This is a genomic window from Pseudomonas sp. SP16.1 (genome assembly GCF_052682975.1).
Genome location: NZ_JBQYFZ010000001.1, coordinates 3,263,987 through 3,279,454, shown reverse-complemented (window position 1 = coordinate 3,279,454; position 15,468 = coordinate 3,263,987). Strand labels below are relative to the sequence as shown.

Below are 15,468 nucleotides of genomic sequence, written 5' to 3'. Positions count from 1 at the left end.
ACATCGACATAACGGCAACGGCCGGTGCACGCGGCGCACCCTACGGTCCGCAACCTTGCCAAGCCCTGACTGCCTCCGTATGGTGCAAGGCCGTCCGATTCGCAAGCGACGCCATGATTACCCAGCACAGCCCCTTCGCTGGTCGCGTACCGCGGGTCGCAATCTTCGCCGACTAGCCACTGCCCCACGCCCAATGAACGCGCTCAATCATTCCCGCTCGCTGGCCCTGTTCGGCCTGCTGCTTGCGACCCTGTGCTGGTCCGGCAACGCCCTGGTGGCGCGCGCCTTCGCCGGCGCGATCCCGCCCTTCGCCCTGTCGTTCTGGCGCTGGAGCCTGGCCCTGGCGTTGCTGTTGCCCTTCGTCGCACTGCCGCTGTGGCGCCATCGCCAACAGCTCAAGGCCGCCGGCTGGCGCCTGCTGCTGGTCGCCGGCCTCGGCATCGCCGGCTACAACTCGCTGCTCTACAGCGCGGCGCAGACCACCGCGGCGATCAACATCACCCTGGTCAACACCTGCCTGCCGCTGATGACCTTTATCGGCGCCGGCCTGCTGCTTGGAGAATGGCCGGCGCGGCGCGCCTGGTGGGGCATGGCCCTGGCCGCCATCGGCCTGCTGGTGCTGATCGCCCAGGGGCAGTGGAGCCGCCTGGCCAGCCTGTCGTTCAACCGCGGAGACCTGATCATGCTGCTCGCCGTGGCCGACTGGGCGCTGTATTCCCTGTTGCTGCGGCGCTGGTCCGGCTACCTGCACCCCATTCCGCCGCTGGCGCTGCTCGGCGTGCTGATCCTGCTCGGCGTGCCGCTGATCCTGCCGTTCTACCTGTACGAACTGAGCCAGGGCGCGCACTTCGCCCCGAGCGCCAGCAACCTCGCCGCCATCGCCTACACGGCGGTGTTCGCTTCGCTGCTGGCCTACCTGGCCTGGAACCATGGGGTGAAGGTGATAGGCGCGGCCAAGGCGGCGCTGTCCAACTACCTGATGCCGGTATTCACCGCGCTGCTCGGCTGGCTGCTGCTGGGCGAAGGCCTGCAGCCCTATCACTGGGCCGGCGCCGCACTGATCTTCGCCGGCCTGCTGCTGGCGACCCGGCCGGGCAAAGGTGCTTGAGAATAGGGCTCGCCGTAAGAGGGCGAGCCGGGTCTCGATCGGTTCGGTAGGAGCCGCGCCCCGCGGCGAATAACGTTCGGACGCTGCGATTACCGCGCAGGGGTCACTCCGGCTTGAGCAGCACGAACGCCTCGCCGCCCTCGCGGTCATGCATCAGGATGAAGTCCTGCCCGGCGATCCGCATCTTCACCGGCACCGCGCGCGGCACCGTGGTGCCCGCCTTCACTGCGGCGGCGGTCAGCAGTTGCCGGGTCAGCGTCGCGTCCTGCTGCGCCTCGCTGGTCACCACGCACTCATGGCTCGCCTTCACCTGAATGCCCAGGCTCTTGTCCGCGTTGAAGCCGATGCTGGCGAAGCCCATATCGGTCAGCTCGGTCACGCCATGCTGGCGCGCCACACCCTGCGCCTCGGCGAAGCTCGGCGCCGTCTGCAGGCAGATATCGCGAAAGGCCTGCACGGCCTTGGAAGTGACCGGCACCGGCGGCTGCGAAACCAGGTGGGTGCAGGCACCGAGCAGGGTGAGACTGACAAGCAAGGCGAACTTCTTCATCACATCTTCCTTAATGAACATTGGGCTCAAGGCTGTTGGTAGATCATGACCAGGCAATTGCGAGGCCAGCCCTTGGCCAGACCGGTCGCAGCCGCCCGGCCTTGCACGCATTCGCTGTTGTAGCTGAACAAGCAGAATGCATGGCGCTGGGTAGGGACTGAAGGGCGAAGCGCTGCGGGCAGGATGAACAGCCGGGCGGTGGATGGCAAGTGCGCCAGTGCTCAACCCTGGACATTGGCGCCAGGGGCAACAACGGATGAACGGTGCGCCAGCTAAGGCAGGTTGACCGTGAAACCGCCCAGGACCAGATGACCAAAGAGAGCCCAGGCAATCGCGCCGAGGATCCCCAGCACGCTATAGCCGGCGACCATGCCGATCGCGATCTGCTTCCACAGCCCGGCGAAGCGATTGGGCTCGTGCCGGTAGCGGCTCGGCAGATCGCGCTCCGCGCGCAGGTCGTCAAAATCGTCTCTGGCTCTCAAGGTGTTCTCCTGCGTCATAGGCGCGCCCGATGGCGCTGCGACTGGATGGGGCGGCATTCTCTGGTATCGCTTTGCCGCCCCGCAAGCGCATCCTCCTGGATGCGAGACGGCAGGCTGGGCCGGCGTTCAGCCGTTGCGGGCTTCTGGGAAGCTGCGTTGCATTCCTGCGAAAACCGTTGGGGTTTGCAGGGGGGGCGTCGAGCGGCGTTGATGGTCCAGACGCCGCGTCATAAAGCTGGTGCGCACGGCGCACCCTACGGCCGTCTAACCGCTTGATAAAGCGTAAATTTATCTATGAAACGGGGTTGACAGCCGCACACGACACGCGGAAAATGCGCGCCACGTTGGCTACATAGCTCAGTCGGTTAGAGCGCAGCATTCATAATGCTGATGTCCCAGGTTCAAGTCCCGGTGTAGCCACCATACAAATCAAAGGGTTAGCTTCGGCTAACCCTTTGTCGTTTCTGGGGTAGTGACTACGGGTTTGTTCGCGCGCGCCAGGTTTGGCACCGGCATGGCATTGAACGGCGACGTCCACGTGGACGATGCCGTCCCCTCAGGCAAACACTGGCTGCCGACCTTATTTCTGGGGGCCAGTTGGTTCAGCGCGTTGATCACGCCGTCGAACGAGCCCATGCCGCTCAGGCCGATTCGGACCTTGGTCCAGTTCGGCACCCGCAGCGTGCCGGTGTTGATGGCGGTGTAGTGATCCGAGTAGCCGATCTGCACGTTCCCGCTTCCGCTTTCGTAGGCCACATCCGCGCCGGCTTCGCCTGCCTTCTCAAGCAGCGACAGGTCCAGGTCTGTCTCTACGGTGTCTGCGACCATCCTTTGGACGGAGACGATGGTCGGATAGTCTCCGAGCCGCCAGCTCTCGGCGGTGAACTCCACTTTCCGCAGGAGCAGGTGCGCCGAGGGTTCAAGGTAGGGCGTATGTCCTGGAGGCGCTCGTATCGCGGGCAAATAAAACCCCGCCTAAGCGGGGTTTTATTCGCGCTGACAAGGGTTAGACGTTGAAGCGGAAGTGCATCACGTCGCCGTCCTTGACGATGTAGTCCTTGCCTTCCAGGCGCCATTTGCCGGCTTCCTTGGCGCCGGCTTCGCCCTTGTAGGCGATGAAGTCGTCGTAGGCGACCACTTCGGCGCGGATGAAACCTTTCTCGAAATCGGTGTGGATCACGGCGGCGGCCTGCGGGGCGGTGGCGCCGACGCGCACGGTCCAGGCGCGTACTTCCTTCACCCCGGCGGTGAAGTAGGTCTGCAGGTTGAGCAGCGAGTAGCCGGCGCGGATCACGCGGTTCAGACCCGGCTCTTCCATGCCCATGGTCTCGAGGAACATCTGCATTTCTTCCAGATCGTCCAGTTCGGCGATCTCGGCCTCGATCTTGTTGCACACCGGCACGACGATGGCGCCTTCTTCCTCGGCGATGGCGTTGACCACGTCGAGGTGCGGATTGTTCTCGAAGCCGTCTTCGGCGACGTTGGCGATGTACATCACCGGCTTGGTGGTGAGCAGGTGGAAGGTCTTGGCCAGGCGCTTCTCGTCATCGCCGAGGTTTTTCAGCAGGCTGCGTGCGGGCTTGCCTTCGGTGAGGTGGGGGATGAATTTTTCCAGCAGGGCCTTCTGCGCCACGGCTTCCTTGTCGCCGCCCTTGGCGGTACGCGCGACGCGCTGCAACTGCTTCTCGCAGCTGTCGAGGTCGGCCATGATCAGCTCGAGGTCGATGATCTCGATGTCGCGCTTGGGGTCGACGCTGTTGGCGACGTGGATGACGTTCTCGTCTTCGAAACAGCGCACCACGTGGGCGATGGCGTCGGTCTCGCGGATGTTGGCGAGGAACTTGTTGCCCAGGCCTTCACCCTTGGAAGCGCCCGCCACCAGGCCGGCGATGTCGACGAACTCCATGGTGGTGGGGATCACCCGCTCGGGTTTGACGATCTCGGCCAGGGCGTCCAGGCGGCTATCGGGCATCGGTACGATGCCGCTGTTCGGCTCGATGGTGCAGAAGGGGAAGTTTTCCGCGGCGATGCCGGATTTGGTGAGGGCGTTGAACAGGGTGGACTTGCCGACGTTGGGCAGGCCGACGATGCCGCAGTTGAATCCCATGATGTGTCCCTCGAGGGAAAGGTGGTTACTTGGTGGCCTTCTGGCTATGCAGCTTGCGCATGGCCACGGTCCAGTCACCGGCCAGGATCTCCGGCAGAACATCCAGAGCAAAGTCGATGCTGGTTTCGAGCAGTTCCTGTTCGCCGCGGGGGGCGCGTCCGAGCACGTAGCCGGATACCAGGCTGGCGTGCCCAGGGTGGCCGATGCCGAGCCGCAGGCGATGGAAGTTATTCTGGTTGCCGAGCTGGGCGATGATGTCGCGCAGGCCGTTGTGCCCGCCGTGGCCGCCGCCCTGCTTGAGCTTGGCGACACCGGGGGGCATGTCGAGTTCGTCGTGGGCCACCAGGATCTCTTCGGGCTTGATCTTGAAGAAATTGGCCAAGGCCGCCACGGACTGGCCGCTGCGGTTCATGTAGGTGGTGGGGATGAGCAGACGAACTTCGCGTCCCTGATGGTTGAACTTGCCCACCAGGCCGAAATACTTGCGATCGACGTTGAGGTTGACGCGCTGGCTCGCCGCCACGCGCTCAACGAAAAGGGCCCCTGCATTGTGCCGGGTCTGGTCGTATTCGGGGCCGGGGTTACCCAGGCCAACGATCAGTTGTACGGCAGTCATACAGGAGCCCTTTCGAGGAAATCGCCCGGCGTGATCGCCTGCCGGGCGGGTTCCGCGCTGCGATTACTCGGCAGCGCCTTCGTCTTTCACGCGGCTGGCGTGGATGTTGGCCACGGCCAGGTCGTTACCGTGAGCCAGTGCGACCAGCTCGACGCCTTTCGGCAGCTTGAGGTCGGACAGGTGAACGGTCTGGCCGACTTCTACGGCAGCCAGGTCGACTTCGATGAATTCCGGCAGGTCTTGCGGCTGGCAGGAAACTTCGACTTCGTTGATGGTGTGGGAGATCTCGCCACCCTGCTGCTTCACGCCAACGGCGGTTGCTTCGTTGATGAAGTGCAGCGGTACGTGGGCGCTCAGCTTCTGGCCGGCGACGACGCGCTGGAAGTCGGCGTGCAGAACGAAGCCCTTGGCCGGGTGGCGCTGCAGGGCCTTGATCACGACGTTCTCGGTGGTACCGGCAACGTTGACAGCCAGTACGTGGCTGAAAGCGGCTTCGTTTTCCAGCAGCTTGGTCAGCTGGTTGGCCAGCAGGCTGATGGATTGCGGGGCCTTGTCGCCGCCGTAGATCACGGCGGGAACCAGGTTGGCGTTACGACGCAGGCGGCGGCTCGCACCTTTCCCCAGGTCGGAACGCACTTCGGCATTCAGGGCGAATTCAACAGTCATTTCACTTCTCCAAAATAACCAAACCGCCTTGTGGCTTGCGACCAGCCTCGGGCGGTAGGGCAAAAAGCCCCGCACGAGGCGGGGCGCATTACGTCAGCGGGTTCCTTAACGGAACATCGCGCTGATCGATTCTTCGTTGCTGATGCGGCGGACCGCTTCGGCGACGACCGGGGCGATGTCGAGCTGGCGAATGCGCGAGCAGGACTGCGCCGCAGCGGACAGCGGGATGGTGTTGGTGACCACCAGCTCGTCCAGGACGGAATTCTCGATATTTTCGATGGCGCGGCCGGACAGCACCGGGTGGGTGCAGTAGGCATAGACCTTGGCGGCGCCGCGCTCTTTCAGCGCCTTGGCGGCGTGGCAGAGGGTGCCGGCGGTGTCGACCATGTCGTCGACCAGAATGCAGGTACGGCCTTCGACGTCACCGATGATGTGCATCACTTCGGACTGGTTGGCCTTCTCGCGACGCTTGTCGATGATCGCCAGGTCGACGCCCAGGCTCTTGGCCACGGCGCGGGCGCGGACGACGCCGCCGATGTCGGGGGAGACGATCATCAGGTTGTCGAAGCGCTGGTCTTCGATGTCGTCGACCAGGACCGGGGAACCGTAGATGTTGTCCACCGGAATGTCGAAGAAGCCCTGGATCTGGTCGGCGTGCAGGTCTACGGTCAGCACGCGGTCGATACCGACCACGGTGAGCATGTCGGCAACCACTTTGGCGCTGATCGCCACGCGAGCGGAACGCGGACGGCGATCCTGGCGGGCGTAACCGAAGTAGGGGATGACCGCGGTGATGCGGGTAGCCGAGGAACGGCGGAAGGCGTCGGCCATCACTACCAGTTCCATCAGGTTGTCGTTGGTGGGTGCACAGGTCGGCTGAATCAGGAAGACGTCCTTGCCGCGGACGTTCTCGTTGATTTCGATCATGACTTCGCCGTCGGAGAACTTGCCGACCGAAGCATCGCCGAGGGGAATGTGCAGCTGACGAACGATCCGTCGCGCCAGATCGGGGTTTGCGTTCCCCGTGAAGACCATCATCTTGGACACGCGCAGTACCTGCCGGCTGGGGGTATACCTGGATGGGTATGGAAAATGGCAGGGGCGGCTGGATTCGAACCAACGCATGGCAGGATCAAAACCTGCTGCCTTACCGCTTGGCGACGCCCCTATATTCTGTGTTGAATGCTGATCGATCCGGCTTTCGATGCCTCCCGAGGGAGGTTATGGCAGGGGCGGCTGGATTCGAACCAACGCATGGCAGGATCAAAACCTGCTGCCTTACCGCTTGGCGACGCCCCTGTATCGTATAACCGAATGCTGAGCATTCACTTCTTGGCCAATGCTTGGAGCCTGCGGTGCAGCATCGAGATGTTGCGACCTTGAGCGACGAAGCTCGGCAGAGTGCCTGGAAGTTGGCGGGCGACTTTATCAGCATCGTCCCGATTTGGGAAGCTCCCAAATACGCAAGCTCCAGTGCCGGTCAATCTAGCTGAAACAAATTTGTTCAACAAGATCAAAGCGTTACGAACCTCTGGGTAACGCTTCTCGACCACCGGCTGGCAGTCGTTTCGACCACCCCCCGCAAGAAGGCTGCGAACTTTAATGGGCGGCGTATCCCGTGTCAACTCGGGCGCGCCGAAAACTTCTGCTGTGCTTACAAAGACTTGCGGCACGGCGACGAGGAACCAGGGCTCGTCCAGCTCGACCGGGGTAAGCCGCTCGCCGACGCCCTCGGCGAAGGCCGCGCGGCCGCGCACGAACACCGGCACGTCGGCGCCCAGGGTCAGGCCCAGCTCGGCCAGGCGCTCCTCGCCGAGCTGGGTGTGCCACAGGTGGTCGAGACCGAGCAGGGTGGTGGCCGCATCCGAACTGCCGCCGCCGATGCCGCCGCCCATGGGTAGGCGCTTGTCCAGCCAGATATCGGCGCCCAGCCGGGTGCCGGAGGCCTGTTGCAGACGCCTGGCGGCGCGCACGATCAGGTTGCTGTCGTGCGGCACGCCGTGGATGGGCGTGTGCAGGTGGATTTCGCCGTCCTGGCGCAGGGCGAAGCCGAGCTCGTCGCCGTGGTCGAGGAACTGGAACAGGGTCTGCAACTCGTGATAGCCGTCGGCGCGGCGGCCGAGGATATGCAGCATCAGGTTGAGCTTGGCCGGCGCGGGCAGGATCAGTTCGGCGTGGGCAGGGATCTTGGGCGTTGTCATTGCGCTGTGTCGTTGTAGGGGTGAGTTCTGCTCGCGAAGCCTTTGGCGCCGTGCGGGTTCGCTCGCGATGCGGCCCGTAGTCCGGATGCAATTCGGGGGGGCATTTCCCGGGTTTCATCCGGGCTACAGTACCTGTGGGAGGCGCTTCAGCGGCGACTGCTTCGCGGCTAAAGCCCCTCCCACGCCCCGGTGCATTGCTTGTGAATATGGGCGCTACTGCCCCAACTGACGTGGCTGCCAATCCTTGATCACCAGCGTCACTTCCAAATCCTGGCCGTACAGCTTGAGGCGCTCGGGCAGGGCGTAGCCGCTCTGCTGCGCGTAGCGCTGGTATTCCACCTGCCAGCCGTCCTGTTCCAGGTGCGCCAGGTGACTGTCGCCGTCGAGGGTCAGGCGGCTGCGGCTGTCCGGCGCGGGCAGGCCGCGAATCCACCACAGCAGGTTGGACACCGGCAGGTCGAGGCGCAGCTGTTCGCGCAGCAGGGCTTCCGGCGAGGCGGCCTGGTAGCGGCCGCGGTTGGCCACTTCCAGCAGGATGTCGCCGGGGCGGCCGGTCAGGCGCGCGGCGCCGCCGCCGAGCGGGCCGGACAGGCGGATGTCGTAGTAGTCCTGGCGCTGCAGCCAAAACAGCGTGGCGCTGCCGGAGTCGCGCGGGGCGCGGATGCCGATCTTGCCGCTGATCTGCCAGCCGTCGAGCTGGCTGATCCGCTGCTTGTGGGCTTGCCACTGCGTGGGATCGCCCTGGCCTTCCAGCGCTTCGCGCGAGGTAAGGCCGGCGCAGCCGGCGAGCAGGGCGATCAGGCTGACAACGATGAGGTGGCGCAGGAACATCAGAGGGTCTCGGAGCCGGTCAGGCGCAGCAGGGTGCCGCGAAGGATGGAGCTGTCGGGGGTTTCGGCCAGCGCGTCGCGCCAGATGCGTCGCGCCTCTTGCTGTTTGCCCTGGGCCCAAAGCACTTCGCCCAGATGCGCGGCGACTTCGTGGTCGGGGAATCTTTCCAGGGCCTGGCGCAGCAGGCGCTCGGCCTCGTCGAGGTTGCCCAGGCGGTAGTTGACCCAGCCCAGGCTGTCGAGGATCGCCGGATCGTTCGGGTTGAGCTGGTGGGCCTTCTCGATCAGGGCCAAGGCTTCCTCGTAGCGCGTGGTGCGATCGGCCAAGGTGTAGCCGAGGGCATTGAGCGCCATGGCGTGGTCCGGCTCGCGCTCGAGGATGAAGCGCAGGTCGCTTTCCAGTCGCTGCAGGTCGTTGCGTTTTTCCGCCAGCATGGCGCGGGTGTAGAGCAGGTTCAGGTCGTCCGGGAACTGTTCCAGGCCCTGGTTGATCAGGCTCCAGGCCGGTTCGATCTGGTTGCGGTTGCTCAGTGCCTCGGCCTCGATCAGGTACAGCTGGATGGCATAGTCCGGCTGCGCCTCGCGGGCGCGGGCCAGGTCGGCACTGGCTTCCTCGCCGCGATTTTCGGCGAACAGCAGTTCGGTGCGGCGCTGCTGGGCTGGCAGGTAGTCGTTGCTCGGGCCGACCAGGCCGTACTCCTGCAGGGCGCTGTCCTCGTCGTTCAGGGCCTCGTAGGCGCGGCCGAGGTTGTAGTGGGCGGCGTCGACATGACTGCGCCGCTCGACCAGTTCCTCCAGGTAGACGATGGCCTCTTCCCAGGCCTCGGCCTCCAGGCACACCAGGGCCAGGGAGAAGCGCAGGTCGTCGTCGTTGGGGTTTTCCTGCACCAGGGTGGAGAATTCGCCCTTGGCGTCGTCCAGGCGGTCCTGCTCCACCAGCAGGCGCGCATAGGTCAGGCGCAGGCGCTTGTCGTCCGGGTGCAGGCGAATGCCCTTCTCCAGCAGCGGCAGGGCCTCGTCGCCGCGCCCCAGGCTCTGCAGCAGGCGCGCGCGCAGCAGCAGCGGGGAGATGTCGGTCTGGCTCGCCGGCTGGCTCTCCAGCAGCTCCAGCGCTTCCTCGGGGCGCTCGTCCTGCTGCAGCAGGATGGCCTTGCCGAACAGCAGCTGGCTGTTGTCCGGATGCTTGGCCAGCAGGCGGTCGAAGCCTTGCAGCAGGCCGGCGCGGGTATCCGGGTCGGTTTCCGCGGCGGACAGGGCGAGGAAGTCGAAATGGGTATCGCCCTGGCGCTTGAGCACGCTCTCCATGAAGGTCATGGATTCGTCGTAGCGGCCGGCGCGTGCCAGTTGCACTGCGGCGGCGCGCTGCGCGTCGATATTGTCGGGCGCGTTCTCGGCCCAGATCAGCGCGCTGTCCAGTGCGGCCTGCTCGGCGCCGAGGTATTCGGCGATGCGGAAGGCGCGCTCGGCGACGCCGGCATCACCGGTGGCGTTGGCCTGCTGGACGTAGTTGCCGAGGGCAATGTCGAAGCGGTTGCGCTGCCCGGCCAGCTCGGCGGTGAGCAGGGCGAACAGGGCTTCCTGGCTGAATGAGCCGTATTGGCTTGGCTCGAGCTGGACCTTCTGGTCGGCTTCCTGCACCGGCGGGGTGCCGTCCGGCTCGCCGGGGGCGAAGGTTTGGCAGCCGCTGAGGAAGGCGAGTGCGATGACTAGCGCGAGGGGTCTGTTCATAGGGCCTTGTGCTGCGTTGTTTCCGGGCGGTGGCCTGCCGGCTGGCGCCCTGCGACGTTCGCGGCATCATGACACAAGCCTCGGAGCAAGCCCACTGGCGCGGAGGATGCGGCGAACCGTCTATTGGGACAATGGGGCGCAGGAGTTGTTCTCGGCGGGGCGAAGTAGGACAATTGCCGGCTTCCGTATTGCCCCTCAGCGACCCTGCATGGCCTTCATCGCCCTCGGTATCAACCACAAGACCGCTTCGGTAGAGGTGCGCGAGCGCGTTGCCTTCACTCCGGAGCAACTGGTCGAGGCGTTGCAGCAGCTGTGCCGGCTGACGCCCAGCCGCGAGGCGGCGATCCTCTCTACCTGCAACCGCAGCGAGCTGTACCTGGAGCAGGACCAGCTGAGCACCGACGAGGTGCTGCAGTGGCTGGCCGACTATCACCGCCTGAGCCTGGACGAACTGCGTGCCTGCGCCTACGTGCACAGCGACAACGACGCGGTGCGGCATATGATGCGCGTGGCCTGCGGGCTGGATTCGATGGTCCTCGGCGAGCCGCAGATCCTCGGCCAGCTCAAGTCCGCCTATGCCGTGGCGCGTGAGGCCGGCACCGTCGGCCCACTGCTCGGCCGCCTGTTCCAGGCCACCTTCAGCACCGCCAAGACCGTGCGCACCGACACCGCCATCGGCGAGAACCCGGTGTCGGTGGCCTTCGCCGCGGTCAGCCTGGCCAAGCAGATCTTCGCCGACCTGCACCGCAGCCAGGCGCTGCTGATCGGCGCCGGCGAGACCATCAGCCTGGTCGCCCGTCATCTACATGACCAGGGCATCAAGCGCATCGTCGTCGCCAACCGCACGCTGGAGCGCGCCAGCCAGTTGGCCGAACAGTTCGGCGCGCATGCCGTGTTGCTCTCGGACATCCCCGACGAGCTGGCGCACAGCGACATCGTCATCAGCTCCACCGCCAGCCAGCTACCGATTCTTGGCAAGGGCGCGGTGGAGAGCGCGCTGAAGAAGCGCAAGCACAAGCCGATCTTCATGGTCGATATCGCCGTGCCGCGCGATATCGAGCCGCAGGTGGGCGAGCTGGACGACGTCTATCTCTATACCGTCGATGACCTGCACGAGGTCATCGAGGAAAACCTCAAGAGCCGCCAGGGCGCGGCGCAGGCCGCCGAGGAGCTGGTCGCCGCCGGCACCGAGGAGTTCATGCTGCGCCTGCGCGAGCTGGCCGCGGTGGACGTGCTCAAGGCCTACCGCCAGCAGGCCGAGCGCCTGCGTGACGAGGAGCTCGCCCGCGCCCAGCGCATGCTGGCGGGTGGTGCCAAGCCCGAGGATGTGATGGCGCAGCTGGCCCGCGGCCTGACCAACAAGTTGTTGCACGCGCCCAGCGTGCGCATGAAGAAACTCACCGCCGCAGGGCGCCTCGACGCGCTCGGTCTCGCCCAGGAACTGTTCGCCCTCGACGAGGGCGGGCCGGACAAAGGTCTGCAATGAAAGCTTCACTGTTGAACAAGCTGGACAACCTCAGCGACCGCTTCGAGGAGCTGACCGCGCTGCTCGGCGACGCCGAGGTGATCGCCAAGCAGAGCCAGTTCCGCGCCTATTCCAAGGAATACGCCGAGATCGAGCCGGTGATCGCCACTTTCCGCGAGTTGCGCAAGGTGCAGGGCGACCTCGAAGGCGCCCTGGCGCTGCTCAAGGACAGCGACCCGGACCTGCGCGAGATGGCGGAAGAGGAAGTGGCGCAGGCCAAGGAGGCGCTGGCCGCCCTGGAAGACAAGCTGCAGCGCATGCTGCTGCCCAAGGATCCCAACGACGGGCGCAACGTCTACCTGGAAGTGCGTGCCGGTACCGGCGGCGACGAGGCGGCGATCTTCTCCGGCGACCTGTTCCGCATGTATTCGCGCTACGCCGAGAAACAGGGCTGGCGGGTCGAGGTGCTGTCGGCCAACGAGGGCGAGCACGGCGGCTTCAAGGAAGTGATCGCCCGCGTCGAGGGCGACAACGTCTACGCCAAGCTCAAGTTCGAGTCCGGCGCCCACCGCGTGCAGCGCGTGCCGGAGACCGAATCCCAGGGCCGCATCCACACCTCCGCCTGCACCGTAGCGGTGCTGCCGGAGCCGGACGAGCAGGCGGCCATCGAGATCAACCCGGCCGACCTGCGTGTCGACACCTACCGCTCATCCGGCGCCGGTGGTCAGCACGTCAACACCACCGACTCGGCGATCCGCATCACCCACATTCCCACCGGCACGGTGGTGGAATGCCAGGAAGAGCGCTCGCAGCACAAGAACCGCGCCAAGGCCATGGCCTGGCTGGCGGCCAAGCTGCAGGACCAGCAGGAAGCGGCGGCGCACAAGGAAATCTCCGAGACGCGCAAGCTGCTGGTGGGCTCGGGCGACCGTTCCGAGCGCATCCGCACCTACAACTTCCCGCAGGGCCGGGTCACCGACCACCGCATCAACCTGACCCTGTACTCGCTGGGCGAAGTGATGGCCGGCGGCGTGGACGCGGTGATCGAGCCGCTGCTGGCCGAATACCAGGCCGACCAGCTGGCGGCGCTGGGCGATTGATTGCAGCGGTGCGCATGGCGCACCCTGCGGCGATATTTGACAGGTCACGAATCAGTCCCCTCGCCCCTCGGGGAGAGGGTTAGGGAGAGGGGGCTTGACGGCACACCCTCTCCCCCGGCCCCTCTCCCCCAAGCGGGAGAGGGGAGACAAACGCAGCCCGAATGAACTATGGCCAGCATCGAATCCCTGCTAACTAACGCCGACCTGCCTGACTCGCCCACGCCGCGGCTGGACGCCGAGTTGCTGCTGGCCGCCGCCCTGGGCAAGCCGCGCAGCTACCTGCGCACCTGGCCGGAACGCGAGCCGGACGCCGCGCAGCAGGCACTGTTCGACACGTATCTGCAGCGTCGCCGCGCTGGCGAACCGGTGGCCTATATCCTCGGCCATCAGGGTTTCTGGAGTCTGGATCTGGAGGTGGCGAGCCATACCCTGATCCCGCGCCCGGACACCGAGCTGCTGGTGGAGACCGCCCTTGAGCTTCTGCCGGCCACACCACTGGCGGCGCTGGATCTGGGCACCGGCACCGGCGCCATCGCCCTGGCCCTGGCCAGCGAACGGCCGCTCTGGCAGGTCACCGGTGTGGATCGGGTCGAGGACGCCGTGGCCCTGGCCGAGCGCAATCGCCAGCGCCTCAAGCTGGACAATGCCGAGTTTCTGCACAGCCATTGGTTGTCCGCATTGGCCGGCCGCCACTATGGCCTGATCCTCAGCAACCCACCCTATATCCGCGCCGACGACCATCACCTCGATCAGGGCGATGTGCGTTTCGAGCCGAGCAGCGCGCTGGTATCCGGCGCCGACGGGCTGGACGATATCCGTGTCATCATCCAGACCGCACCGGCGCACCTGCTGCCCGGCGGCTGGCTGCTGCTGGAGCACGGCTTCGATCAGGCCGAGGCGGTGCGCGCGCTGCTCACGGCCGCTGGTTTCAATGACGTGCATAGCCGCCGTGACCTGGCCGGCCATGAACGCATCAGTCTGGGACGTTTCCTTACATGAGTGAGCCCGCCATGCTCAGTGACGACGAGCTGCTGCGCTATAGCCGGCAGATCCTACTGAAACAGATCGATGTCGAGGGCCAGTTGCGCCTCAAACAGAGCCGCGCGCTGATCGTCGGCCTCGGCGGCCTCGGCTCGCCGGTGGCGCTGTACCTGGCTGCGGCCGGCGTCGGCGAGCTGCACCTGGCCGACTTCGACAGGGTGGACCTGACCAACCTGCAGCGGCAGATCGCCCACGACACCACCAGCATCGGCCAGACCAAGGTGGATTCGGCCATGGCGCGGCTGGCCGCGATCAATCCGCAGATCGCCCTGGTGCCGCATCGCCAGGCGCTGGATGCCGACTCGCTGGCCGCCGCCGTGGCGGCGGTGGATCTGGTACTGGACTGCTCGGACAATTTTTCCACCCGCGAGGCGGTCAACGCCGCCTGCGTCGCGGCCGGCAGGCCGCTGGTTTCCGGCGCGGCGATCCGCCTGGAAGGTCAGCTCTCGGTATTCGATCCGCGCGATGCCGCCAGCCCCTGCTACCACTGCCTCTACGGCCATGGCAGCGAGGCCGAGCTGACCTGCAGCGAGGCCGGCGTGGTCGGCCCGCTGGTGGGCCTGGTCGGCAGCCTGCAGGCGCTGGAGGCGCTCAAGCTGCTGGCGGGCTTCGGCGAGCCGCTGGTCGGTCGCCTGCTGCTGATCGATGCGCTGGGTTCGCGCTTTCGCGAATTGCGGGTCAAGCGCGACCCGGCCTGCAGCGTCTGCGGTGGTGGCGATGGCCAGTAACGCGCCGGTCGGCGTATTCGACTCCGGCGTCGGCGGCCTGTCGGTGCTGCGCGAGATTCGCCAGCTGTTGCCGCACGAGTCGCTGCTCTACGTCGCCGACAGCGGCCACGTGCCCTATGGCGAGAAGAGCGCGGAGTACATTCGCGAGCGCAGCCGCACCATCGCCGAGTTCCTCCTGGGCCAGGGCGCCAAGGCGCTGGTGCTGGCCTGCAACACCGCCACCGTGGCGGCGGTGGCCGAGCTGCGCGAGCGTTATCCGACGCTGCCCCTGGTCGGCATGGAACCGGCGGTCAAGCCGGCCGCGGCGGCCACCCGCAGCGGCCTGGTCGGCGTACTGGCCACCACCGGCACGCTGAAGAGCGCCAAGTTCGCCGCCTTGCTCGACCGTTTCGCCGGCGACGTGCGGGTGATCACCCAGCCCTGTCCCGGGCTGGTCGAGTGCGTCGAGGCCGGCGAGCTGGACAGCGCAGCCACTCGCGAATTGCTCCGCGGTTATGTCGAACCGCTGCTGGCCGAGGGCTGCGATACGCTGATCCTCGGCTGCACCCACTACCCTTTCCTCAAGCCACTGCTGCGCGAGCTGGTGCCGGCCTCGGTGAGCCTGATCGACACCGGCGCGGCGGTGGCGCGGCAGCTGCAGCGCCTGCTTGAGCGGGAGCAGTTGCTGGCCGACGGGCCGGCCGAGCCGACTCGTTACTGGAGCAGCGGCGAGCCCGAGCGGATGCGCCGGGTGCTGCCGTTGCTGCTCGGCGACGAGGCCGAAGTTCGCGCGTTTTGAATGTTCCGTTGCGTTTTGTTGGACCTTTGCTCATAACAGGGGTCTCTATACTGAGGTCTGGAACACTG

16 protein-coding genes and 3 tRNA genes are annotated in these 15,468 nt (G+C 65.9%); 7 read left to right on the top strand and 12 right to left on the bottom strand.

The genetic code is table 11. From position 1 onward, the window contains the following. The first annotated feature begins 193 nt into the window (after positions 1 to 193). Positions 194 to 1,108, top strand: coding sequence for a DMT family transporter (locus ACUTAF_RS15700; RefSeq protein ID WP_445580827.1), 915 nt, complete (start codon positions 194 to 196; stop codon positions 1,106 to 1,108). A gap of 103 nt (positions 1,109 to 1,211) precedes the next feature. Here ACUTAF_RS15700 and ACUTAF_RS15695 read toward each other — a convergent pair whose 3' ends face one another. After that, positions 1,212 to 1,658 carry a hypothetical protein gene (locus ACUTAF_RS15695; RefSeq protein WP_445580826.1) on the bottom strand — a complete coding sequence of 149 codons (447 nt, stop codon included), beginning with the start codon at positions 1,656 to 1,658 and terminating at the stop codon, positions 1,212 to 1,214. A gap of 272 nt (positions 1,659 to 1,930) precedes the next feature. Further along, positions 1,931 to 2,158, bottom strand: a complete 228-nt coding sequence (locus ACUTAF_RS15690) for a hypothetical protein (RefSeq protein ID WP_445580825.1) — start codon at positions 2,156 to 2,158, stop codon at positions 1,931 to 1,933. 328 nt (positions 2,159 to 2,486) lie between these two features. Here ACUTAF_RS15690 and ACUTAF_RS15685 point away from each other — a divergent pair. Further along, positions 2,487 to 2,563: transfer RNA gene (locus ACUTAF_RS15685), tRNA-Met, on the top strand. Positions 2,564 to 2,587: 24 nt separating this feature from the next. Here the strand turns inward: ACUTAF_RS15685 and ACUTAF_RS15680 are convergent. The 10 genes from ACUTAF_RS15680 to ACUTAF_RS15635 form a co-directional block, all read right to left on the bottom strand. Next, positions 2,588 to 3,031, bottom strand: coding sequence for a hypothetical protein (locus ACUTAF_RS15680; protein ID WP_445580824.1), 444 nt, complete (start codon positions 3,029 to 3,031; stop codon positions 2,588 to 2,590). A 115-nt stretch (positions 3,032 to 3,146) separates the two neighbouring features. Then, a complete protein-coding gene (gene ychF / locus ACUTAF_RS15675; RefSeq protein WP_445580823.1) occupies positions 3,147 to 4,247 on the bottom strand; it encodes a redox-regulated ATPase YchF in 1,101 nt (366 codons plus the stop codon). 25 nt (positions 4,248 to 4,272) lie between these two features. Then, positions 4,273 to 4,863 carry an aminoacyl-tRNA hydrolase gene (gene pth, locus ACUTAF_RS15670; RefSeq protein ID WP_445580822.1) on the bottom strand — a complete coding sequence of 197 codons (591 nt, stop codon included), beginning with the start codon at positions 4,861 to 4,863 and terminating at the stop codon, positions 4,273 to 4,275. A gap of 63 nt (positions 4,864 to 4,926) precedes the next feature. Then, complete coding sequence (locus ACUTAF_RS15665; RefSeq protein WP_445580821.1) at positions 4,927 to 5,529, bottom strand: 50S ribosomal protein L25/general stress protein Ctc; 603 nt, start codon at positions 5,527 to 5,529, stop codon at positions 4,927 to 4,929. 105 nt (positions 5,530 to 5,634) lie between these two features. Then, on the bottom strand, positions 5,635 to 6,576 hold the full coding sequence (locus tag ACUTAF_RS15660) for a ribose-phosphate pyrophosphokinase (RefSeq protein ID WP_003244667.1): 942 nt from the start codon (positions 6,574 to 6,576) through the stop codon (positions 5,635 to 5,637). 46 nt (positions 6,577 to 6,622) lie between these two features. Beyond that, a tRNA-Gln gene (locus ACUTAF_RS15655) sits at positions 6,623 to 6,697 on the bottom strand. 56 nt (positions 6,698 to 6,753) lie between these two features. Continuing rightward, a tRNA-Gln gene (locus tag ACUTAF_RS15650) sits at positions 6,754 to 6,828 on the bottom strand. A gap of 26 nt (positions 6,829 to 6,854) precedes the next feature. Next, positions 6,855 to 7,730 (bottom strand): 4-(cytidine 5'-diphospho)-2-C-methyl-D-erythritol kinase, encoded by an 876-nt coding sequence (ispE, locus tag ACUTAF_RS15645; RefSeq protein WP_445580820.1) that lies wholly within the window; start codon positions 7,728 to 7,730, stop codon positions 6,855 to 6,857. 213 nt (positions 7,731 to 7,943) lie between these two features. Then, complete coding sequence (gene lolB, locus ACUTAF_RS15640) at positions 7,944 to 8,561, bottom strand: lipoprotein insertase outer membrane protein LolB (RefSeq protein WP_445580819.1); 618 nt, start codon at positions 8,559 to 8,561, stop codon at positions 7,944 to 7,946. Next, positions 8,561 to 10,288 (bottom strand): tetratricopeptide repeat protein, encoded by a 1,728-nt coding sequence (locus ACUTAF_RS15635; RefSeq protein ID WP_445580818.1) that lies wholly within the window; start codon positions 10,286 to 10,288, stop codon positions 8,561 to 8,563. The genes lolB and ACUTAF_RS15635 overlap by 1 nt, the downstream gene beginning before the upstream one ends. A 208-nt stretch (positions 10,289 to 10,496) precedes the next feature. Between ACUTAF_RS15635 and hemA the strand changes: the two genes are divergently transcribed. The 5 genes from hemA to murI all read left to right on the top strand — a co-directional run bounded on the left by hemA (position 10,497) and on the right by murI (position 15,400). Then, positions 10,497 to 11,774, top strand: coding sequence for a glutamyl-tRNA reductase (gene hemA, locus ACUTAF_RS15630; RefSeq protein ID WP_445580817.1), 1,278 nt, complete (start codon positions 10,497 to 10,499; stop codon positions 11,772 to 11,774). Further along, positions 11,771 to 12,853, top strand: a complete 1,083-nt coding sequence (gene prfA, locus ACUTAF_RS15625) for a peptide chain release factor 1 (protein ID WP_445580816.1) — start codon at positions 11,771 to 11,773, stop codon at positions 12,851 to 12,853. The genes hemA and prfA overlap by 4 nt, the downstream gene beginning before the upstream one ends. Before the next feature lie 168 nt (positions 12,854 to 13,021). Continuing rightward, positions 13,022 to 13,852 (top strand): peptide chain release factor N(5)-glutamine methyltransferase, encoded by an 831-nt coding sequence (gene prmC, locus ACUTAF_RS15620; protein ID WP_445580815.1) that lies wholly within the window; start codon positions 13,022 to 13,024, stop codon positions 13,850 to 13,852. An 11-nt stretch (positions 13,853 to 13,863) separates the two neighbouring features. After that, positions 13,864 to 14,622 carry a molybdopterin-synthase adenylyltransferase MoeB gene (locus tag ACUTAF_RS15615; protein ID WP_445582458.1) on the top strand — a complete coding sequence of 253 codons (759 nt, stop codon included), beginning with the start codon at positions 13,864 to 13,866 and terminating at the stop codon, positions 14,620 to 14,622. Further along, the gene (gene murI, locus ACUTAF_RS15610; RefSeq protein WP_445580814.1) at positions 14,612 to 15,400 is read left to right on the top strand and encodes a glutamate racemase; all 789 of its coding nucleotides are present in this window, start codon (positions 14,612 to 14,614) and stop codon (positions 15,398 to 15,400) included. The genes ACUTAF_RS15615 and murI overlap by 11 nt, the downstream gene beginning before the upstream one ends. Positions 15,401 to 15,468 lie beyond the last annotated feature (68 nt).